At 73.4% G+C, this 20,466-nt stretch carries 20 protein-coding genes and 2 tRNA genes; 15 read left to right on the forward strand and 7 right to left on the reverse strand.

The genetic code is table 11. The annotated features are described in order from the left end of the window. Window positions 1–124: 124 nt before the first annotated feature. The 8 genes from ACZ6A9_RS21045 (at window position 125) to ACZ6A9_RS21080 (ending at window position 7,246) form a co-directional block, all read left to right on the forward strand. The gene (locus tag ACZ6A9_RS21045; protein ID WP_468987570.1) at window positions 125–1,084 is read left to right on the forward strand and encodes a phosphatase PAP2 family protein; all 960 of its coding nucleotides are present in this window, start codon (window positions 125–127) and stop codon (window positions 1,082–1,084) included. Continuing rightward, complete coding sequence (locus ACZ6A9_RS21050; protein ID WP_468987572.1) at window positions 1,035–2,174, forward strand: hypothetical protein; 1,140 nt, start codon at window positions 1,035–1,037, stop codon at window positions 2,172–2,174. The genes ACZ6A9_RS21045 and ACZ6A9_RS21050 overlap by 50 nt, the downstream gene beginning before the upstream one ends. Beyond that, a complete protein-coding gene (locus ACZ6A9_RS21055) occupies window positions 2,165–3,766 on the forward strand; it encodes a hypothetical protein (protein WP_468987573.1) in 1,602 nt (533 codons plus the stop codon). Before ACZ6A9_RS21050 ends, ACZ6A9_RS21055 begins: the two co-directional genes overlap by 10 nt. Then, window positions 3,763–5,112 carry an AAA domain-containing protein gene (locus tag ACZ6A9_RS21060; protein ID WP_468987574.1) on the forward strand — a complete coding sequence of 450 codons (1,350 nt, stop codon included), beginning with the start codon at window positions 3,763–3,765 and terminating at the stop codon, window positions 5,110–5,112. The genes ACZ6A9_RS21055 and ACZ6A9_RS21060 overlap by 4 nt, the downstream gene beginning before the upstream one ends. Window positions 5,113–5,274: 162 nt before the next feature. After that, window positions 5,275–5,955, forward strand: a complete 681-nt coding sequence (locus ACZ6A9_RS21065) for a DUF2238 domain-containing protein (protein ID WP_468987576.1) — start codon at window positions 5,275–5,277, stop codon at window positions 5,953–5,955. 150 nt (window positions 5,956–6,105) lie between these two features. Continuing rightward, entirely contained in the window at window positions 6,106–6,471 is a 366-nt protein-coding gene (locus ACZ6A9_RS21070) for a hypothetical protein (protein ID WP_468987578.1), read from the forward strand. A 126-nt stretch (window positions 6,472–6,597) separates the two neighbouring features. Further along, window positions 6,598–7,182: a bifunctional DNA primase/polymerase gene (locus ACZ6A9_RS21075; protein ID WP_468987579.1), complete on the forward strand. Its 585-nt coding sequence runs from the start codon at window positions 6,598–6,600 to the stop codon at window positions 7,180–7,182. Beyond that, a tRNA-Lys gene (locus tag ACZ6A9_RS21080) sits at window positions 7,173–7,246 on the forward strand. Before ACZ6A9_RS21075 ends, ACZ6A9_RS21080 begins: the two co-directional genes overlap by 10 nt. Before the next feature lie 70 nt (window positions 7,247–7,316). Here the strand turns inward: ACZ6A9_RS21080 and ACZ6A9_RS21085 are convergent. Next, window positions 7,317–8,534, reverse strand: coding sequence for a M6 family metalloprotease domain-containing protein (locus ACZ6A9_RS21085; protein WP_468987581.1), 1,218 nt, complete (start codon window positions 8,532–8,534; stop codon window positions 7,317–7,319). 506 nt (window positions 8,535–9,040) lie between these two features. On the opposite strand from ACZ6A9_RS21085, the gene ACZ6A9_RS21090 reads away from it, so the two are divergent. After that, window positions 9,041–10,894 (forward strand): putative bifunctional diguanylate cyclase/phosphodiesterase, encoded by a 1,854-nt coding sequence (locus tag ACZ6A9_RS21090; RefSeq protein WP_468987585.1) that lies wholly within the window; start codon window positions 9,041–9,043, stop codon window positions 10,892–10,894. Here ACZ6A9_RS21090 and ACZ6A9_RS21095 read toward each other — a convergent pair. From ACZ6A9_RS21095 to ACZ6A9_RS21105, 3 genes are all read right to left on the reverse strand, one after another. Beyond that, window positions 10,870–11,976: an LLM class flavin-dependent oxidoreductase gene (locus tag ACZ6A9_RS21095; protein WP_468987587.1), complete on the reverse strand. Its 1,107-nt coding sequence runs from the start codon at window positions 11,974–11,976 to the stop codon at window positions 10,870–10,872. The two genes, ACZ6A9_RS21090 and ACZ6A9_RS21095, sit on opposite strands and share 25 nt — an antisense overlap. A 96-nt stretch (window positions 11,977–12,072) precedes the next feature. Next, window positions 12,073–12,801 (reverse strand): maleate cis-trans isomerase family protein, encoded by a 729-nt coding sequence (locus ACZ6A9_RS21100; RefSeq protein WP_468987589.1) that lies wholly within the window; start codon window positions 12,799–12,801, stop codon window positions 12,073–12,075. Next, window positions 12,798–13,319, reverse strand: a complete 522-nt coding sequence (locus tag ACZ6A9_RS21105; protein ID WP_468987591.1) for a DUF3830 family protein — start codon at window positions 13,317–13,319, stop codon at window positions 12,798–12,800. The genes ACZ6A9_RS21100 and ACZ6A9_RS21105 overlap by 4 nt, the downstream gene beginning before the upstream one ends. Before the next feature lie 106 nt (window positions 13,320–13,425). Between ACZ6A9_RS21105 and ehuB the strand changes: the two genes are divergently transcribed. From ehuB to ACZ6A9_RS21135, 6 genes are all read left to right on the forward strand, one after another. Beyond that, window positions 13,426–14,355: an ectoine/hydroxyectoine ABC transporter substrate-binding protein EhuB gene (gene ehuB / locus ACZ6A9_RS21110; RefSeq protein WP_468987592.1), complete on the forward strand. Its 930-nt coding sequence runs from the start codon at window positions 13,426–13,428 to the stop codon at window positions 14,353–14,355. Further along, window positions 14,352–15,065, forward strand: coding sequence for an ectoine/hydroxyectoine ABC transporter permease subunit EhuC (gene ehuC / locus ACZ6A9_RS21115; RefSeq protein ID WP_468987595.1), 714 nt, complete (start codon window positions 14,352–14,354; stop codon window positions 15,063–15,065). The genes ehuB and ehuC overlap by 4 nt, the downstream gene beginning before the upstream one ends. Next, window positions 15,065–15,715 carry an ectoine/hydroxyectoine ABC transporter permease subunit EhuD gene (gene ehuD / locus ACZ6A9_RS21120; RefSeq protein ID WP_228966748.1) on the forward strand — a complete coding sequence of 217 codons (651 nt, stop codon included), beginning with the start codon at window positions 15,065–15,067 and terminating at the stop codon, window positions 15,713–15,715. Before ehuC ends, ehuD begins: the two co-directional genes overlap by 1 nt. After that, window positions 15,705–16,490 carry an ectoine/hydroxyectoine ABC transporter ATP-binding protein EhuA gene (ehuA, locus tag ACZ6A9_RS21125; RefSeq protein WP_468987597.1) on the forward strand — a complete coding sequence of 262 codons (786 nt, stop codon included), beginning with the start codon at window positions 15,705–15,707 and terminating at the stop codon, window positions 16,488–16,490. The genes ehuD and ehuA overlap by 11 nt, the downstream gene beginning before the upstream one ends. A gap of 235 nt (window positions 16,491–16,725) precedes the next feature. Further along, window positions 16,726–17,484: an IclR family transcriptional regulator gene (locus tag ACZ6A9_RS21130; protein WP_468987598.1), complete on the forward strand. Its 759-nt coding sequence runs from the start codon at window positions 16,726–16,728 to the stop codon at window positions 17,482–17,484. Between the two features lie 95 nt (window positions 17,485–17,579). Then, window positions 17,580–17,653: transfer RNA gene (locus tag ACZ6A9_RS21135), tRNA-Lys, on the forward strand. 53 nt (window positions 17,654–17,706) lie between these two features. Here ACZ6A9_RS21135 and ACZ6A9_RS21140 read toward each other — a convergent pair. The 3 genes from ACZ6A9_RS21140 to ACZ6A9_RS21150 all read right to left on the reverse strand — a co-directional run bounded on the left by ACZ6A9_RS21140 (window position 17,707) and on the right by ACZ6A9_RS21150 (window position 20,242). Further along, entirely contained in the window at window positions 17,707–18,312 is a 606-nt protein-coding gene (locus ACZ6A9_RS21140; protein ID WP_468987600.1) for a lytic polysaccharide monooxygenase auxiliary activity family 9 protein, read from the reverse strand. Window positions 18,313–18,436: 124 nt separating this feature from the next. Next, complete coding sequence (locus tag ACZ6A9_RS21145; protein ID WP_468987601.1) at window positions 18,437–19,633, reverse strand: SPFH domain-containing protein; 1,197 nt, start codon at window positions 19,631–19,633, stop codon at window positions 18,437–18,439. A gap of 102 nt (window positions 19,634–19,735) precedes the next feature. Beyond that, the gene (locus tag ACZ6A9_RS21150; RefSeq protein ID WP_468987603.1) at window positions 19,736–20,242 is read right to left on the reverse strand and encodes a hypothetical protein; all 507 of its coding nucleotides are present in this window, start codon (window positions 20,240–20,242) and stop codon (window positions 19,736–19,738) included. Window positions 20,243–20,466: the final 224 nt, after the last annotated feature.

The following is a 20,466-nucleotide window of genomic DNA, read 5'->3' on the forward strand; positions in this document are numbered from 1 at the left end:
GCAACCCGGCGGGAGATCTCTGCGTCTCTCAGGGCCGAGGGCGTCTCACGGGGGGACGCGAGGACACCGTAGAGTGACTGGCCGCCGAACGAGCGGCGCATCAGGACCGAGGGGGAGCGATCGGATGGCGCATACCGAGACACCGGGCACCGAGGCGGTCCCGGCGACCCGGCTGCGCTGGTGGACGGAGCTCCCGCTCATCCTCCTCGTGTACGCCTGCTACTCGGCGGGGCGGCTGGTCGTGCGGGGCGACGTCGCCGACGCCGTGGACCACGGCCTGGCGATCCTGCGCGTCGAGCAGGCGCTGTTCCTCAACGCCGAGCACCCGCTGAACCGTCTCTTCACCCGGGAACCCTGGATCGGCATACCCGCCGACTTCTGGTACGCCTCCCTGCACTACCTGGTGACCCCGGTGGTCCTGGTCTGGCTGTTCCGGTCGCACGCGGTGCGCTACCGCGCGGCCCGCACCTGGCTGATGACGTCGACGTTCATCGGCCTGATCGGCTTCACCCTGCTGCCCACCTGCCCGCCCCGGCTGCTCGACGCGAGCCACGGCTTCGTGGACACGATGGCGTACTACAGCTCGTACGGCTGGTGGGGCGGCGAGGCGAGCGCCCCGCGGGGCCTGGGCGGGATGACCAACCAGTACGCGGCGATGCCGAGCCTGCACGTGGGCTGGGCGCTGTGGTGCGGCGTGATCCTGTGGAAGTACGGCGGGACGCGTCTGACGAGGACGGCCGCCGTCGTCTATCCGCTGGTCACCACGATCGTGGTGATGGGCACCGCGAACCACTACTTCCTCGACGCGGTCGCGGGCGCCGCCGTCATGGGCGCCGGCCTGCTGCTCGCCCCCCACGTGATGCGGTACGCCGACCTGGCGAAGGCCCGGTTCCTGCCCCGGTTCGCACCCGCCCCGGCAACCCCGCCCGCCCCGCGTTCCCCGATTGTCAGTGCCGGATGCCAGACTTCCGCGGGTGAGCGAATTCCACGGCAGCGGTACCCCGAGTCGCCGTACGGACCAGGAACCGAACCGGGTGCCTCCCCCTCGGACGCGGGAGAGAGCGCTCCGGCACCGGCTCGCTGAGCTGCGCGGCCCGGAGGTGACGGCCAGGGCGCTGGACGCCCGCGCCCTGGCGGCCCTCGCCGCCAACCCGGGCTGCAGACGGCGCGCGATCCTCGACGGCGCCGGGGTGAACAAGGCGGCGCTGGCCGGCGCGCTGGGCTCCCCCTCGGCCTTCGGCCAGTCGCAGTTCGCGCTGGTGCGGGGCAACGCGTTCGAGGCGAAGGTCAAGGCCGACGGCGGTACGGAGCTGCTGCGCCTCGCCCACGAGAAGCTGGACCGCGCGGCCGAGCCGCCCGCCGGCGTCCGCGTGCCCGACCTCAGCGCACAGGGCCCCTGGGGGCGCACGGCCCGCACGGAGCTGGCGCTGCGCGAGGCCGCCGAGGCCCCCGGCGCGTGGACGCTGCTCGACCACCCGATGCTCGCGCTCGACGTCGCGGGCTCGCCCGCGTTCCTGGAGCCGGACGCGGTCGTGGTGCACCCGGACGGCAGCTGGACGGTCGTGGAGATCAAGTCGTTCCCCATGCTGGACGGCGCCGCGGACCCGGCGAAGGTCGGCGCGGCGGCCCGCCAGGCGGCGGTGTACGTGCTGGCCCTGGAAGAGGTCGCCGCACGCGTCGACCCCGCCCCGCGCGTACGGCACCGCGTCCTCCTGGTGTGTCCGAAGGACTTCTCCAACCTGCCGACCGCGTCCGCCGTGGACGTGCGCAAGCAGCGCGCCGTGACCGCCCGCCAGCTGGCCCGGCTGACCCGCATCGAGGAGATCGCCGACGCGCTCCCCGAGGGCGTCTGCTTCTCGCCGGAGCTGCCCGCCGAGGAGCTGACGCGGGCCGTGGAGTCGGTCCCGGCGGCCTACGCGCCGGAGTGCCTGTCCGCGTGCGAGCTGGCCTTCCACTGCCGGGACCGCTCCCGCGCGGACGGCGCGGTGACTTCCCTGGGCCGTCCGGTGCGGGCGGAGCTGGGCGGTCTGACGACGGTCGCGGACGTCCTGGCGGCGGCCCGCGGGGAGGCCGGTGACCCCGACGACCCGGCGGTGGCGGCACTGCGCAGGGCGGCGGCCCTGCGCGCGGAGGCACTGGGGACGGCCGCGCGTGAGGTGGCCCCTTGTCCCTGATCGCCACGCTCGCCCGCCTCGAGGCCGTCAGCACCGGCCGCGCCCAGCCCGCCGCCACCGTCCGGCACCGGCACCTGTCGACGCGCCCCCTGGTGTTCGTCCCGCTCATCACCGCCGGTGAGGCGGGCGCCCCGCTCGGCGCGCTGGTGGGCACCGACCGGGACGCCCCGCGCCTGCTGGCCGTACCGCAGCCGCGCGACCGCGACCTGCGGTTCGCGTTCCTGGCCGAGCTGGCCGACGTGGTGCTGCCGTACGTCGACGACTTCGCCGGCGCCGTGGAGCCCGCCGAGCGGTCCGAGACCGATCCGGAGACCGGCAAGCGCGTCAAGGTCGAGGTGGAGCTGTGCGCGGACGCGCCCCAGCTGATCGTGCCGAGCCGGGCCGGCATCGACCTCGTACGCCTGCTCGGCCGCTCGACACGCTTCCGGCGCACTGCGGAGCAGGACCCGGAGGCCCCGTTCCCGGCGCCGCCCCGGGTCCCCCTGCTCGGCCGCTGGCTGACGCACTTCGGGGAGCGCGCCCGCGTCCCCGGCTCCTCCCTCCTGCTGGCCATGACGGACGTCCTGAGCCGGCACTGGGCGACGGGCCAGTCCACGCTGGAGGACCAGCACCTGGGCGCGCTGCTCGCCTGGATCGCCCCGCCCGAGGGCCGCTCCGGCGCGGAGGCCGCCGAGGAGGCGGAGCTCGCGCGGGACGCGGCCGGCCAGTTGCTGTGCCCGCCCGCGGGGCCCGCGACCGACCCCGCGTTCGACAACAAGCTCCTCGCCCCGGCGATCGAGCGCTACGACCGTGCCCGCACGGCGCTGGCGGCGGCGGAGGACGGCCTGGAGGCCGACGACCGCCTGGGTGCCCTGACCGCCGCCGAGCGGGAGATCCGCGCACTGGTGGAGAGCCGCACCCGGCCCACGTGGGACGCGGTGTGGCGGGGGCTGGACCTCCTCCGGGAGCTTCCGGAGGGGGCGCGCGTCGAGGAGCGCTGGACCCGCGACCGCTGGTCCTTCACCGGCCACCGGGACCGGGTCGCCTCCGGCGAACCGCCCCAGCCGCGCCGCGACGACGCGGTCACCGCCGCCAACAAGCTCGCCGCGCGCGAGCGCGAACAGTCCCGTCTGGAGGCCCAGGAGGCGCTCGACGACCCGCTGGTGATGGCGGCCCGGCGGCTGTCCGGTGAGGCGTTCGCGGGCGAGGTGGTGGACGTGGTGATGGCGTACAGCGAGAGCAAGCGTCCGAGCCCCCGCCCGCTGGTCACCGTCCGCACGGACGACGGCCCGCACCTCGGCGAGCGGGCGCGCGCCTACCGCTCCCTGGGCGGGAAGCCGCAGACGGTGGAGTTCGTGGGGTACGAGGACGGCCCCGAGGGCGACCTGCTGGTGCTGCGCGTCCTGGACAGGATGGGCCGGGGCAAGGAGCCGGAGGCGGGCTCGGTCCCCGAGAGGGGCGACCGGCTGTGCTTCACCCTCTTCGAGCACGAACCGCGCGGCGGCGCGAAGCTCCCCGACCCGGAGGAGACCCCGTGGACCCATGGCGGCCCGCCCGGTGAGGAGCCCGTGCCCGAGCCCGCCGACCAGGTGACCGAGGAGGACATCCTGTGACCGCCCCCGTCTTCCCGGCCGTGTCCGACCCGGGCGCCGAAGCCGCCCGGGCCACCGACGCGATCCTCCACGACACGCTGCACGGCACCGCCCGCGGTGTCGTCGTCGACTCCCCGCCCGGCGCCGGCAAGTCCACGCTGGTGGTGCGCGCGGCGCTGGAGCTGGCCGAGGCGGGCCGCCCGCTGATGGTGGTGGCCCAGACCAACGCCCAGGTCGACGACCTCGTCCTGCGCCTCGCCGAGAAGAACCCCGACCTCCCCGTGGGCCGCCTGCACAGCAGCGACACCGACCCGTACGACAAGGCGCTCGACTCCCTCGACCACGTCCGCACGTCGGCGAAGGCCGCCGACCTCGCCGGACTGCCCGTCGTCATCTCCACAGCCGCCAAGTGGGCCCACGTCAAGGGCGTGGAGCCCTGGCGGCACGCGATCGTCGACGAGGCGTACCAGATGCGCTCGGACGCGCTCCTCGCCGTGGCCGGTCTCTTCGAGCGGGCCCTGTTCGTGGGCGACCCGGGCCAGTTGGACCCCTTCTCCATCGTCGGCGCCGAACAGTGGGCGGGCCTGTCCTACGACCCCTCCGGCTCCGCCGTCACCACCCTCCTCGCCCACAACCCCGGCCTCCCCCAGCACCGCCTCCCGGTCTCCTGGCGCCTCCCGGCCTCGGCGGCGCCCCTGGTCTCCGACGCCTTCTACCCGTACACGCCGTTCCGCAGCGGCACGGACCACGGCGACCGCGAGCTCACCTTCTCCGTCCCGTCCGACGCCTCCGCCCCGGACCGTGTGATCGACGAGGCCGCGGAATCCGGCTGGGGCCTCCTCCAGCTCCCCGCCCGCCACACGCCCCGCACGGATCCGGAGGCGGTCCGCGCGGTGGCCCTGGTCGTCCGCCGCCTCCTGGACCGCGAGGGCGCGTCGACGTCCGAGCGTTCCCCCGCCCCCACTCCTCTCACCGCCGACCGCATCGCCGTCGGCACCGCCCACCGCGACCAGGCGGCGGCGATCCGCGCCGCCCTCGCGGAACTCGGCGTGACGGACGTGGTGGTCGACACCGCGAACCGCCTCCAGGGCCGCGAGTACGACGTCACCGTCGTCCTCCACCCCCTCTCCGGCCGCCCCGACGCCACCGCCTTCCACCTGGAGACCGGCCGCCTCTGCGTCCTGGCCTCCCGCCACCGCCACGCCTGCATCGTCGTCTGCCGCGAGGGAGTCACCGGCCTCCTGGACGACTACCCCTCCACGGAACCCGTCCAGCTCGGTACCCTCGTCAAGTTTCCTGACGGTTGGGAGGCCAACCACGCGGTCCTCGCCCACCTGTCCGAACACCGGGTGGCCTGGCGGCCCTGAACGTCCACGGGGCCGACCGACTCAGGGACAACGCGCCTGTCCGACAGGGCAGTTGAGTAGGCGTACTCATGCCGGGGTGTCAGGGCGCGTCGAGGATGGCCGTACGCCCCGGGCGGCCGGACGGCCGGACAGTCGGGGGGCCTTGGACCCGAGGAGCCACTGATGCCGTCCTTCCCCGCGCCCGCCGGATCACCGGCCGGCACCCTGTCCGTCCCGGACCGTGGCGGCCGTCGGCTGCCCGCCGTACTCGCGCTCCTCGTCGTGGTGGCGCTCGTGGTGTCGGCGTTCGGCGCCAAGGACCCGACGACCTGGGTGCTGGAAACGGTGTGGGTGATGGTGGGCCTGCCACTGGCGGTCCTGCTGCGCCGCCGGTTCCCGCTGAGCGGTCTGCTCTGCGGTCTCCTGGCCGTCCACGCCGTCGTGCTCATCGTCGGCGGGCACTACACGTACGCGGACGTTCCGGCCGGTGACTGGGTGCGCGACCGGTTCGGACTGGAGCGCAACCCCTACGACCGCTTCGGGCACCTCGTGCAGGGCTTCGTCCCGGCGATCCTGGTCCGGGAGCTCCTCGTGCGGACCTCGCCCCTGCGCGGCAGCCGCTGGCTCGCCCCGCTGGCGGTCTGCGCCTGTCTCGCCTTCAGTGCCACCTTCGAGATGCTGGAGTGGCTGGCGGCCGTGATCGGAGGACAGGCGGCCGACGCGTTCCTGGGGACGCAGGGCGACGTCTGGGACACCCAGTGGGACATGTTCTGCGCACTGATCGGCGCCACCGCCTCACTCCTCCTCCTCAGCCGCCCCCACGACCGCAGCCTCGCCCGCCTGGGGGCCACCAGGAAGGGCTGAACGGGTGCGACCCCCTCATTGGCCGCCGTGCCCCTGCTCCCCGGCGAGCGCGCGGATCGCGACGTGTGTCGACGCCCTCTTGCGCGGGCGCGGGACAATGGACGGTGGCCCGCCTACCGGGGGCCGATCGTCGTACGTGAAGGAGATCTCATGGCGGAGCAGGCGCCGCGTCGGGAGCAGCCGCGGCTACGCCCCGCGCCCTTGCTGTTCGAGCCCGCGGCGGCGGCCTCGGATCCGGAGCACTTCTTCGACCTGGAGTCGATCGAGGATCCGCGCGCCCTGCTGGAGCGGGCGACCGAGCTGACGCTCGCGTTCCGTGCCGCGGCGGACCGGGCGACGGAGTTCCAGGCGATGGCGGCGGCCCAGCTCGCCGACCCGCGGCGTTTCGACCGGCTGACGGCGGCGGACATCGCCGAGCGCGCCGAGTGGACCGAGGACTACGCGAAGAAGATGGTCGAGTTCGGCCGGGATCTGATGCGGAGCGGGGAAGGGCCGGGGCGCGCCGATCCCACCTGAGCCGCGGGACCCTCGAACGGGCGTGGCATATGCCGGCTGGGCACGATACCTCCTCCCCCGCGCCCGCGTCCCCGGTTCACCCAACTCTGCGGAACCGTTCCCTCACGGACGGTAGACGTATCCCCCATGAGCAGCCCACGGAAGGTCTCCGACGTCAGCGGTGTCACCCCGGACGGTGCCGCCTGGCTCGCCTCGGCCGGAACGTATCCGCGCAGCACGCTCTCGCACTGGCGGGAGCGGCCGGACGCGCCGGTCGTGCTGCCCTGCGGTGTGGTCTTCGACGTGGTGAGCGTGCCGTCGCTGTTCGGTCGCCGGATGCTGGACCGGATGTGGGAGGAGGGGCCGGGCTCCGGTCCCGTGGCCGAGTTCCGCGGGCGGACGCTGCTCTTCGCCGCTCCCGGCACGGCTCAGCGGCTGCCGGTCCTCCTGGAGTGGGAGGAGTGGGCTGCGCGCGGCGCACGGACGGACGGGGTGCCGCCGCTGCTGTGCCACGGCGCCGGCGACGCGGTGACCGTCCCCGCGCCGGTGCCCGCGAGCCCCGCGTCCGCCGCCCGCTGGCTGGTCGCCCCCGACACGCGTCGTCCCTGGCTGCCGGGCCCGGAGGTGCTGCTGTGGGCGGCCGTGCGGGCGGCCCGCGCGGCCGTGCGGATATCGATTTTTCCTCCCGCGGATCGTGGTGCTAATGTCTACGACGTCAGCAGGCGCCGCTAGCTCAGTTGGTTAGAGCAGCTGACTCTTAATCAGCGGGTCCGGGGTTCGAGTCCCTGGCGGCGCACGACATGGGTGAGGCCCCTCGCATCAGCGAGGGGCCTCACCCATGTCCGGAAGACGCCGCGAACGCCCGGCTACCGCGTACTGATCTTCACCGTCCACGCCCCGGACGCCGTGCGCCCCTCCGCCTCCACCCGTACGGTCGTCCCCGGCACCGTGAAGGTCTCGCCGAGGGCGACCGGCGCGTCCGCGAGGGGCGGGTAGACGGAGTCCTCCCCGCAGGCCTCGGTGTGCGGGTGTGCGTCGACGACCTCGACGGGGCCGCGTCCGGAGCGGGTGCCGGCGCTGACCCGGTAGACCAGCACCCCCTGCCGGCAGGCCGCCGTGTCGTTGCCGGCCTGCCCGCGCACCTCGAAGGCGAGCGCGGTGTCGGCGCCGGTGCGCACGACGGCGAGCTTGGTGCCCCGCCCGAGGCCGAAGGACGGCGCCCCCGCCGCTCCCGCCACCGGCGTCCCGGGCCCCGCCGCGAGCGGCTCCAGCGTCAGCCGCACCGGCCCCGCGTCCTGCACGCACCGCACCTGCCGGGGTTCCAGCCAGCCCAGCTTCCACTTGTGCCAGGCGAAGAGATCGGGTGCGAGGGCGAACTGGCTGCCCATCAGGTCCCAGTCGCCGACGTAGGTGTCCCAGTCGCCCTTGCCGTCCACCGGCCGGTGGTAGAGGTCGGGCAGGTCGAAGACGTGTCCGGTCTCGTGGGCGAGGACGAGCCGGTCCGGTGGATGGTTCTCGAACACGGTGACGACCCGGTGGATGTCGGTGCCGTCGGCGCGCAGCGGACGGTCCAGGTTGACGACCTTGGTGGCGTCGGAGTCCACGCCGGGCGCGTCCGGGTCGGCGACGAAGTAGACGACGTCGTAGCGGGCGTAGTCGACGTGCCGGTCGGTGACGGCGAGCGCGTCGCGCAGGTAGGCCGCGCGGTGGGCCACGGTCCAGTCGCGCTGTATGGCGTACGCGGTGGAGGGGCGCGGCATGCGGATCCACTGCCGCAGGGGGTGCGGGCGCAGGGTGAACTTGCCGTAGGAGGCCTGCCGGAAGAAGCGGCTGGTGGCGGGGAAGTGGTCGGCGGTGAGTTCGGCCGGGGTGGTCAGGGGGTGGGAGTCGGGGAAGGAGAGGAACACCATCACCGCGTCCAGGGACCGGGAGGGGCGGGGGTAGGCGGCGTTCCAGGTGTCCAGACCCTCGGAGTGGTGGGCGTCGGTGCGGGTGAGGGCGCAGGGTGCCGCGGAGAACGGTTCGGGGTCGGAGGGGACGCTGACCATGGAGGTCGCCGCGAGCGCCGACATGGTGGTGCACATCGCCGCGGTCGTGCGCAGCCGGGGCCGTACGCCCGGCCGGCCGGGCTGGGACCGTGCACCTGGCCGGCCGAGCAGGGACCGTACACCCGATCGGCTGAACCGGTCGCGCAGTGCCTCACGACCGAGTCGTCCCGGGGTGAGCTGACGCGGCACGGGGACCTCCGGGAGACGGTTCGCGGGACACCGCACCCCAGACTGTGGTGATTTGTCGTACTGCGCCCTGTTCAGCTGCACCGGACGGGTGAGAACAGGGGAGATCCGAACGGAGCCGTACGGAGTCGACACCCCGTTCCCTCACGGAACGTCACAACTGGTCGGAGGTCCGCATAAGCCGTCCACCCGTGGGCAGAAACGATCGGGCGGAGATGCGGATCCGTGCGGAAGACCGGACAGTGGCTGGAAGGCCCCGGCTCGGGCCTCTATGATCGGCACACTTCCTTGGTACTGAGAGACTTTCCTGCACGGACAGCGGCGGACAGCGATCGAGTGCACTGCGGGAGCGAGTGGTGAGCGGAACGTCCGAAGGGCCGGCGCCCGCGACGGAACTCGACCGGCCGGTCGTCACGGAGAGTGAGATCATCACCTCTGCCGGTACGGATCCCCCCGTCGTGCGGGCCCTCGCGCCCTCTCCCCCGTCCTACCGCTCCGTCTTCACCGCCGCGCCGCTGGCGATGGCCGTGGTCGACCGCGACGGCCTGGTGACCGGCGCCAACGCGGCGCTGGCCGGCCTGCTGGGCCGCGACCAGGACACCCTGGCCGGGACGGTCGCCGCCGACCTGGTGGACCTGACCTCCGACGCCCGCTCCTGGCACGCCTACCGCGAGATGCTGCGCGGACGGCGGGCCCGGCTGCGCTGCACGCGCCGGCTGAAGCATCCCGAGGGACACGCGCTGTGGGTGCGGGTGACGGTCGCCCCGCTGCCCGCCGACGACGGGGGCGTCCTGCTGTCGGTCGCCGACATCAGCGACCACCGCGAACTCCAGGAGCGCCTGCGGCACGTCCGCATGCACGACCCGGTGACGCGGCTGCCCAACCGCACCCTGTTCTTCGAGCGGCTGACCAAAGCGCTGGAGGCGGAGTCGTACGAGGAGAGCGGCACGGGCCGGATCGGGCTGTGCTACCTCGACCTGGACGGGTTCAAGGCCGTCAACGACACCCTGGGCCACCACGTCGGCGACCAGCTGCTGACCGCCGTCGCCGAACGGCTCACCCGCTGCGCGAAGGACGCGGCCAGGACCGGCACGCCGCTGGTGGCCCGGCTCGGCGGGGACGAGTTCGCGCTGCTCGTCGAGGACTCCACCGGCACCGAACAGCTCGCCGACCTCGCCGAGTCGCTGCTCGACGCGATCCAGGCGCCGTTCGACCTGTCGGGCCGGAGGCTGTCGGTCTCCGCGTCGATCGGGGTGGTGGAGCGGCACGCCGCCGGGACCACCCCCACCGCGCTGATGCAGGCCGCCGACACGACGCTGTACTGGGCGAAGGCCGACGGCAAGGCCCGCTGGACCCTCTTCGACCCGGAGCGCAACGCCCACCGGGTGACCCGCCAGGCGCTCGCCTCCACGCTCCGTCCGGCCATCGACCGGGGCGAGTTCGCACTGGAGTACCAGCCGCTGGTGGGCATGGAGGACGACCGGGTGCACGGGGTGGAGGCGCTGGTCCGCTGGCACCACCCGCGCTTCGGCACCCTCACGCCGAATCGGTTCATCCCCCTGGCGGAGGAGGACGGCTCCATCGTGCCGCTCGGCCGCTGGGTGCTGCGCACCGCCTGCCGGCAGGCCCGCGCATGGCAGGTGGGGCACCCGGACGGGCCGCCGATCTTCGTCAGCGTGAACGTGGCGGTCCGTCAGGTGTGGGACTCCGACCTGGTGGCGGACGTCGCGGACATCCTTCAGGAGACGGGCCTCGCGCCGCGGCTGCTCCAGCTGGAGCTGACCGAGTCGGCGGTGATGGGCTCCTCCGGCCGGCCGATCCAGACTCTGAAGGCGCTCAGCGACATGGGCGTGCGCATCGCCATCGACGACTTCGGCACCGGCTACTCGAACCTGGCCTACCTCAGCCGGCTCCCGGTGTCGGTGCTGAAACTGGACGGCTCCTTCGTGCGGGGCTTCCAGATCGAGGACCGCAACGCCAAGGCCAGCCCGGCGGACGAGGTCATCGTCGAGGCGATGGTGCAGCTCGCCCACCGGCTCGGTCTGACCGTCACCGCGGAGTGCGTGGAGACCTCGGCGCAGGCGACCCGGCTGCGCCGGATCGGCTGCGACACCGGTCAGGGCTGGCTGTACTCCCGGCCGGTGTCGCCGGACCGCATCTCCGAGCTGCTGGACACGCCCGGGGTTCAGGCGGGCGTGGGCAATCCGTAGACGTCGGCGATCAGCTCGTAGGAGCGCAGCCGTACGTCACCGCCGTGGGCGTTGGCGGTGAGCATCAGCTCGTCGGCGCCGGTGCGCCGGCGCAGCTCGTCCAGGCCCGCGCGGACCTCGTCCGCGGTGCCGTGCACCACGTTGGCGTTCCAGGAGTCGACGAACTCCCGCTCCGCCGGGGAGAAGTCGTACGCCTCCGCCTCCTCGGGCGTGGGGACGAGCCCGGGGCGCCCGGTGCGCAGCCGGACCATGTTGAGCGCGGCGGCCAGCACCTGACGGCGGGCCTCCTTCTCGTCGTCCGCGGCCAGCGCGGAGACGCCGATCAGGGCGTAGGGGGCGTCCAGGACCTCGCTGGGGCGGAAGGACTCGCGGTAGAGGTCGAGCGCCGGGATCGTGTTGTGCGCCGAGAAGTGGTGGGCGAAGGCGAACGGCAGGCCGAGCATGCCGGCCAGCCGGGCGCTGAAGCCGGAGGAGCCGAGCAGCCAGACGGGCGGGCGGTGCGGGGACTGCACACCGCCGGGCGAGGTCGCCTGCACCGGGCCGGGCACGGCGTGGATCCGGGCGTAGGGGTGGCCGTCGGGGAAGTCGTCGTCGAGGAAGCGGGTGAGCTCGGCGAGCTGCTGGGGGAAGTCGTCGGCGCCCTCGTTCAGCCGGTCGGTGCGGCGCAGGGCGGCCGCGGTGGCCCCGTCGGTGCCGGGGGCGCGGCCGAGACCGAGGTCGATCCGGCCCGGGGCCAGGGCCTCCAGGGTGCCGAACTGTTCGGCGATCACCAGCGGCGCGTGGTTGGGCAGCATCACCCCGCCGGAACCGAGGCGGATGCGCTCGGTGTGCGCGGCGAGGTGGGCCAGGATGACCGCCGGGGAGGAGGACGCCACGCCCGGCATGGAGTGGTGCTCGGCGACCCAGTGGCGGTGGAAGCCGCGGGACTCCGCCAGGCGGGCCAGCCCCACGCTGGTCCGCAGCGCGTCGGTGGCGGTGCTGCCCGCGCCCACGGTGACCAGGTCGAGGACCGAGAGCGGGACGGGCGCGTCCCCGTGCGCGGTGCCTCGTATGCCGTCGGCTGCGGTGTCGTCTGCGGCCACGGTGGGGTGCCTCCTGTGTGTCGCCGTGCGCTGTCCCCGGTGGCCAACAGGCGCGGCACCCCTTCTATTCCGTGGCCGCCCCGGACGAGGTCCCCCTCACACCTGGACGATCGGCTCCCGGGTGAACAGCGCGCCCAGCTCGGGGGCGTTCACCCGGCGGTCCGCCAGGCGCAGGCACTCCCAGGCGGTGACCTGGTTGGCGGTGAGGACCGGCTTGCCCAGTTGCTTCTCCAGGGTGGGGATGTGGGCGACGGTGTGCAGGGCCGTGCCGGGCAGGAGCACCGCGTCGGCGTCGGGGGTGTCGGCCGCGCGGGCCAGCGCGGACAGTTCCTCCTCGCCCCAGGTGCCGACCTCGGCGGCGACGATCCCGGAGCTGTGCACGCCGGTGACCTCGGCGCCGCCGGCCCGCAGGAAGTCGGCGAAGAGCGCCGCCACGTCGTCCGGGTAGGTGGCGCCGACGGCGACCCGCCGCGCCTCGATCTCGCGCAGCGCGTGCACGAAGGCGAAGGACGTGGACGAGGCGGGCATGCCGGCCGCCAGGGCGAGGCTGCGCACCTGCTCGTGGGCGCCGTCCCAGCCGTGCACGAAACCGCCGCTGGTGCAGGCCCACACCACCGCGTCCGCACCGGACAGGCGCAGCTGCTGCAGACCCGCCTCCAGACGTTCCGGCGCGCCCATCTGGAGCAGCGCGTCCACCCGGTGCGCGTCCTCACCGATGTCGGTGTGCACCAGGTCCACCCGGACGTCGCTGCCCAGCAACTGCTCGATGCGCGGATAGTCGTCCTCTGCGGAGTGGCCCGGATAGAGGAATCCCAGTGCGGTCATGTCCAGCCTTCCTGCTGCTTCTCTTCCGGCGCGTCCGGCAGTACCGGGCCGGGCGTCCGGCCCGGCAGTACGGTCCCGGAGCGTGCCGACACGTCGATCAGCGCCTGATACGGTCCCACCGCTCGGGTACCCCATCGGCGCAGCGCCGCCCACATGGCCACCTGGTTGGCCGAGATGACCGGTATGCGCAGTTCCGCCTCCAGCTGGGGGATGACGTCGCAGGCCGGCAGGTTGGTGCAGGACAGGAACAGCGCGTCGGCCGCGCCGAGCCGCCCGACGTGCAGGCGGCGGGCCTCGGGCGTGACGGTCGGGTTCTCCAGGGGCGGCTCGGTGTCCGCGAAGGGCGGGAAGAGGGCGTAGATCTCGTTGCGGGCGTATGTGGCGTGGTGGACGTCACCGCCGAGGGGCAGCGCGTCCCGGACGGCCGCGCAGGTGACCGGGGCCCGGTCGTCCAGCAGCCGGGCCGTGCAGGTGACGCCGCGTGTGGCCGGCGAGACTTCGAGGTATCGGTCAACCATGTTCCCCATGGCAGTGTCCGGCGGCCCCGCGGTCAAGGGCGCCCGGCCGGGTACCGGACTGAAAAAGGTCGGCATAACCGGTCGGGCTTCGGGTAGCTGCGCGCCCATGGCTCCACCACACAGAACCCCTCCGGGGGGCATATCCGACCGAAGGTTCCAGACAGCCGGGCCCACTCGCCGGTCGCTGCTCGCGGGGGTGGCGGCGCTCGGCGCCCTGGGGGCCGCCGGCTGCTCGCGGGTGGCCACCGCCTCCGACGTCGAGGGCGGCGACCTCCTCGACCGGCTGCGGGCGCAGGGCGTGGCCCGGCTCGGCATCGCGGGCGAGATCCCCTTCGGCTACATCGACAGGAACGGTGAGCTGACCGGTGAGGCCCCGGAGCTCGCGAAGGTCATCTTCAAGCGGCTCGGAGTGGACCGGGTGCAGCCGGTGCCGACGGAGTTCGGCTCCCTCATCCCGGGTCTGGCGTCGCAGCAGTTCGACGTGGTGGCGGCCGGGATGTACATCAACCCCGAACGCTGCCAGCAGGTCATCTTCTCCGACCCCGACTACCAGATGCTCGACGCCTTCATCGTGCGCAAGGGCAACCCGCTCGGGCTGCGCGACTACAAGGACGTCGTGGAGAAGAAGGCCAAGTTCGCGACCGGAACCGGGTACGCCGAGATCGCCTACGCGGTGGAGGCCGGGTTCAAGGAGAGCGACATCCTCATCGTGCCCGACCAGGTGGCCGGCCTGAACGCCGTCGAGGCCGGGCGCGTGGACGTCTTCGCGGGCACGGCGCTGACCGTCCGCGAGGTGGTCAAGAAGTCGGCGAGGACCGAGGCGACGGAGGCGTTCCAGCCCATCGTCGACGGCGAGCCGCACACCGACGGCGGCGGTTTCGCCTTCCGCCCGAACGAGACCAACCTGCGGGACGCCTTCAACGCCGAGCTGCACAAGCTCAAGAAGAGCGGCGAGCTGCTGCGCATCCTCAAGCCGTTCGGTTTCACCGAGGACGAGATGACCGATCTGACCGCGAAGGAGTTGTGCGGCGGATGACATCCGGACTGTGGGAACTGGTACTCGAGGGCGTCTGGGTCACGATCCAGCTGCTGGTCTTCAGCTCGCTGCTGGCGACGGCCGTCTCCTTCGTGGTCGGTGTCGCGCGCACCCACCGCCTGTGGATCGTCCGCTTCCTCGCGGGCCTCTACACCGAGGTGTTCCGCGGCACCTCCGCGCTGGTGATGATCTTCTGGGTGTTCTTCGTGCTGCCGCCGGCCTTCGGCTGGCAGCTCGTGCCGATGTGGGCGGGCACCCTGGCGCTGGGCCTGACCTACGGGGCGTACGGCTCCGAGATCGTGCGCGGGGCGCTCGCGGCGGTCGACCCGGCGCAGAAGGAGGGCGGCATCGCGCTCAGCTTCACGCCCTGGCAGCGGATGCGGCTGATCCTGCTGCCGCAGGCGGTGCCGGAGATGATCCCGCCGTTCTCCAACCTGCTGATCGAGCTGCTCAAGGGCACCGCCCTGGTGTCGATCATGGGCATGGGTGACCTGGCGTTCAGCGGCAACCTGGTGCGCCTGGCGCTGCAGGAGAGCGCGGAGATCTACACGTACGTCCTGCTGATCTACTTCGTGATCGCGTTCCTGCTGACGCGGGTGATGCGCGGGCTGGAGAAGAAGCTGAAGGCGGGCATGGGGAAGGCACCGGTGCGCGAGCCCGACACGGAGCTGAAGCGGCCCGAGACGAGCAACGTGGGGGGTGCCGCCTGATGGAGTGGGACTGGAGCGCGGTCTCCGACTTCATGCCGCACTTCTGGGACGGTCTGCTGGTCACCCTGCAGATCCTCGTCCTGGGGTCACTGCTGTCGTTCGTCCTCGGCCTGGTGTGGGCGCTGCTGATGCGGGTGCCGTCGCGCTGGGTCACCTGGCCCGTCGGGGCGGTCACGGAGTTCGTCCGCAACACCCCGCTGCTGGTGCAGCTGTTCTTCCTCTTCTACGTGCTGCCCGAGTGGAACGTGACGTTCTCGGCGCTGACCACCGGTGTGGTCGCCATCGGGCTGCACTACTCGACGTACACGATGCAGGTCTACCGGGCCGGTATCGAGGCGGTTCCGGCCGGTCAGTGGGAGGCCGCGACGGCGCTCAACCTGCCGGTGCGGCGGACCTGGACGGCCGTGGTGCTGCCGCAGGCGATCCGCCGTGTGGTCCCCGCCCTCGGCAACTACGTGATCTCCATGCTGAAGGACACGCCGCTGCTGATGGCGATCACGGTGCTGGAGATGCTCGGCGAGGCACGTCTGTTCTCGCAGCAGAACTTCCAGTTCACCGAGCCCCTGACGGTGATCGGCGTGGCCTTCGTCATCGTCTCCTACCTGGCCTCCCTTGCCCTGCGAGCCCTGGAGCGACGCCTTGCCCACTGACACCCTTCCCAACCCCGAGAAGAGCCCCGAGCGCAGCTCCGGTGAGCTGATCCGCCTGGAGCAGGTCACCAAGCGGTTCGGGGAGAACACCGTCCTGGACCACCTGGACTTCTCCGTCGACGCCGGCAAGCACGTCACCCTGATCGGCCCGTCGGGGTCGGGCAAGACGACGATCCTGCGGCTGCTGATGACGCTGCTCAAGCCCGACGAGGGCACGATCACGGTGGACGGGCAGAAGCTGTTCCCGGCGTCCGAGAAGGAGCGGCGGGAGGTGCGCAAGCAGATCGGGATGGTGTTCCAGCAGTTCAACCTGTTCCCGAACATGAGCGTGCTGCGCAACATCACCGAGGCTCCGGTCACCGTGCTCGGCATGTCCAAGGACGAGGCGGTGGAGCGGGCCAAGGGCCTGCTGGACATGGTGGGCCTGGCCGACAAGTGCGACGCCCGCCCGTCCCAGCTCTCCGGTGGCCAGCAGCAGCGCGTGGCGATCGCACGGGCGCTGGCGATGCGGCCGAAGGTGCTCCTCCTCGACGAGGTGACCTCGGCGCTGGACCCGGAGCTGGTCGCGGGCGTCCTCGACCTGCTGCGGGAGATCGCCCGCACCACCGACATCACCATGCTCTGTGTGACGCACGAGATGAACTTCGCCCGGGACATCTCCGACCAGGTACTGATGTTCGACGCGGGCCGGGTCATCGAGACGGGGCCGCCGGAGAAGATCTTCAACGAGCCGGAGAACGACCGGACGCGGGAGTTCCTCAGCGCGGTTTTGTAGTCACGGACCATTACGCGGACGCCGCCCGAGGTCCACGCCCTGGGTCGCCCCGCTGGCATGTGCCAGCGGGCCGGTGTCGCAGTCGAGAGGGCCGCAATCTCGTCAACACCCGCTTCCCGCACGCCGCTTGACGGCTATCGTGGAGGGGGTTGGCTGACCGGATCGCGGCCCCTGGCCGTGGCCGGGCAGACGGGGACGTGACGAGAGGACCCACGAGCGAGCGCAGGGGGAAACCGTGGCGCCGAGGCAGGATCCGAGCGCGTCGTACCACCCGGTCCAGGACGCCCTGCGCGTCCTGGAGACCGTGGCGCGGCGCGGCACGGGAGTCAACGACACCGAACTCGCCCGCGAGACCGGCATCCCCGCGGAGCGGCTGACCACGCTGCTGCGGATGCTGCGCCGCGAGGCCTACGTCGAGCGGATCGCCGACGGGGCGTACGTCACCGGGGCGGCCTTCGGCCGGCTCGGTTCCGCCGAGGGGCACGAGCAGGCACTGCGCGACCAGCTCCAGCACACCCTGGACCGGCTGCGCGACTCGGTGGGCGCCGCCGTCTACATCACCCGGTACGTCGACGGCGAGGTGGAGGTCGCCCAGTACGCCGACGGCCCGGCCACCCCGAAGGTCAACGAGTGGGTGGACTTCCGCTCCTCGGCGCACGCCACCGCGATGGGCAAGAGCCTGCTCACCCAGCTCGACCACGACGGCCGGCGCGACCACCTCGCCCGGCACCGGATGGCCCGGCTCACCTCGCACACCATCACCAGCGACCGGCTGCTGCTGTCCCGGCTCGCCTCGCAGCCGCCCACGGTGCCGGTCCTGGACCTCCAGGAGTACGCGGTGGGCACGGTCTGCGCGGCCGTCCCGATCACGGCCGGTTCCTCGGTGGGCTGCCTGGCGCTGTCCCTCCCGGTCGAGCACGCCCACCGGCTGCGCCAGGCCGCCGACACCCTCAGCCGCAACGCGGCGCCGGTGCTGCTCTCGCTGACGATCTAGCCGCGTCCGGCGCCCGGGAGGGTGGTCGGGACCACCCCCCGGGACCGGGTATTATTTTTCTGTCGCCGGACGCGGAAGCGGACGGCGGGAGTCATGCGCCGCTAGCTCAGTTGGTTAGAGCAGCTGACTCTTAATCAGCGGGTCCGGGGTTCGAGTCCCTGGCGGCGCACCTGGAAGGGCCTCTCGTGGGAGCGAGAGGCCCTTTGACGTGCTCGGGCGGGGTCAGAACGTGACGTCGGAGCAGGCGTAGAACGCGTTGCCCGTGTCGTGGACCGTCCACACCGCGAGGATCACGTGGTGGCCGCTGAGCCCGGACGGCAGCCGGCCGCTGTGCGACAGGGTCTCCGGCGGACGCTGACCGTTGTAGGGCACCGTCAGGAACGGTGTGAGGTTGAGGTCGGACCGGGCCAGGTTGTGGTTCTGGTTCCAGCCCGGCTTGGTGACGTAGTACCTGAAGTCGGTGGTGGCGTGCCTGGCCGTGAACTGCCACCGGAAGGTGTAGCTCTGGCCGCCCGACACCCGGGTGGTGGGCCAGGCCCCGCCCGACGGGGTCCGCGGGCTGTCGAGCTGGGCGAACGGCGCGTTGCCCGCCGAGCAGATCCGCCCGTCGGCGGGACCGGAGGCGGGGAAGCCCTTCGGTCCCTCGACGCTCTGCGGTTCCCACTGGATGGATCCGCAGTTGGCGACCGTGCCGTTCTGGCAGAGCTTCTGCCTGCTGACCGGCAGGTCGGTGTAGCCGTGGCCGCTGGCACCGCCGGAGGAGAACACGAGCGCTCCGGTCGTGGCCAGTCCCACCGCGGCTGCGTACAGCTTGGTCCGTGTGCGCATGCTGCCGCTCCTGGAGAACGTGGGGGAGTTTCGGTGAGCCGTGCGAGTAGGTCTAGACCAAGTTCAGATTATGGGCGCCCATTGAACATGTCCAGACCAATCGCAGGGCCGGTTCCCCGCCCGTTCACACCCCCGTCTCCCCCCGGCCCGCGCAGAACGCCACCGTCAGGTCCTTCACCAGCACCTTGCGTTCGTGGTCGTCGAGCTCCACCAGCCCCCGCGTCGTCAGCCGGGTCACCGTGTCCTCCACCGAATCCACGACCGAGCTGAGCACGCTCGCCCTGTGCTGGGCGTCCAGCGCGGCGATCCGGCGCCGGTGCATCGCGGCGGCCACCTCCGGCACGTACTCCACCCGCACCGGCCGCACCGCCGGCACCTCCAGCCCCACCGGCCCGACGTCCGCCGCCACCAGCCGGGTCAACGCGGCCCGCGTCGCCTCCACCTCGGCCCGCCCCGCCCCCGGCGGCGCCACCGGGACGCGCAGCAGCGCCGACTCCACGCACTCACGGAGGTAGCGCTCGTGGTCCTCGACGCCCAGCGTGGCCCGCGCGGTGTCCCGCACCCGCCACACCACCTGCACGGCCACCCGCAGCGCGACCCCGCCCCGGTCGGCCGCCGGCATCTCCTCGCCCCGCCAGTGCCGCAGCCGTACGTCGACCCGGCGCCGCAGCAGCAGCGGGTTGACCCACATCAGGCCGGTCCGCCGCACCGTCCCCCGGTAGCGGCCGAACAGACCGAGCACCCACGCCCGCCCGGTGTTCCCGCGGGCCAGCCCGCCGAACCCGAACAGCCCGAGCGTCCCGGCGCCCGCGAACGCCGCCCACTCCGCGGGCCCGGGTCCCGCCGCACCGGTCCGCGCCGTGCCCCCCAGCGCCTCCGCGGCGAACGGCGGCGTCACGCCCGCCCACCAGGCGGCGGCCGCGCACCCGGCCGTCCCGACCAGCCCGGCGACCACCCCCACGGCACCGGGCAGCACCCGGGCCGGCCGCTCCGCCAGCCCGGGATCGACCTGGGCGACGACCGGGCGGGGCCGCTCCCCCTTGTCCCGCCCCGCGCCCGGCCGGTGCGCGACGACCGCGGGCCGCACCCGCACCGGGCCCGGCCCGGAGTCGTCGTGACCGCCCCGGTCGTCACGGAACAGCAGGTGGAGGGGGATCTCGGTGGTGGACTCGGTGTGGATGAGCCGGACCGGCCGGGCGGCGGGCGTACCGTCCGGCGGCTGCCCGGGTTCGGTGAGCCGGACCGGTCGGGCGGCCGGCGTACCGTCCGGCGGCTGCCCGGGTTCGGGAACGTCGGGGATGTGGGACGTCGTGGTGGTCATGCGTGCCTGCCTCCAGCCTCCGCGCCAGATGCGTCACCTTCGTGGACCGGAGGCCGGGCAGTGCCCGGCCTCCGGAGGAACCGCGTACCGCCGGACACGCCGTCAGGAGAGGAACCGGCGCCGGGTCTCCGGGCCCGGGAAGCCGCCCGCCGCGCCGCCGCGCCGGCCCTGCGCCCGCAGGGCCGCCTCCTCACCGCCGCGGCCCACCTCGCCCCGGCGCGCCCCGGGCCAGCCGGTGCCGTACCGGCCGAAGCCCTTCGCCGCCCGCCGCCCGCCCCGCCGGGTGACACGGACGTTCTCCGCGCCGGGACGGAACGCCGCACGGTCCGGACGGCCCGGCACGACGGGCGACCGCGCCCCGCCCTCGGCGGAAGCGGAACCTCCGGTCCGGACGTCACCGCCCTCGCCGGACATCCGCGACCCGCGGACCGACGGCCCCGGCAGCCCGTCCGTGGAAGCACCCCGGCCACCCCGCACCGCGCGGAACGCCCGGGTCTCCCCGCGATCCCCCGCCTCCCGGAACACCCCGGTCGCCGCGCGCTCCCGCGCCGTCCGGCCGGGCCCCGGCGGCGCGGCGCGGAACGGCCCGGCACCACGGCGGACGCGCATGCGGCCGAGTTCCGTGCGGTGAGCGGCATCGGCCCGGGGGCTGAAACCGGCCACTGCGGGGAACGCCGGCCGCCCGGACAGCGGGCCGAGCGGCCGGAGTTCGCTCCCTCCGGTCTCCCGCGGGCGTGTTCCCGGAAGCCCGGCCGCCGCGGTCCGGGGCGGCTCCGCCCTCGTGGGTACCTCACCCGGACGGTCCCGCCCGCATCCGCCGGGCCCGTTGGGGG

The organism is Streptomyces sp. NPDC041124, assembly GCF_055592385.1.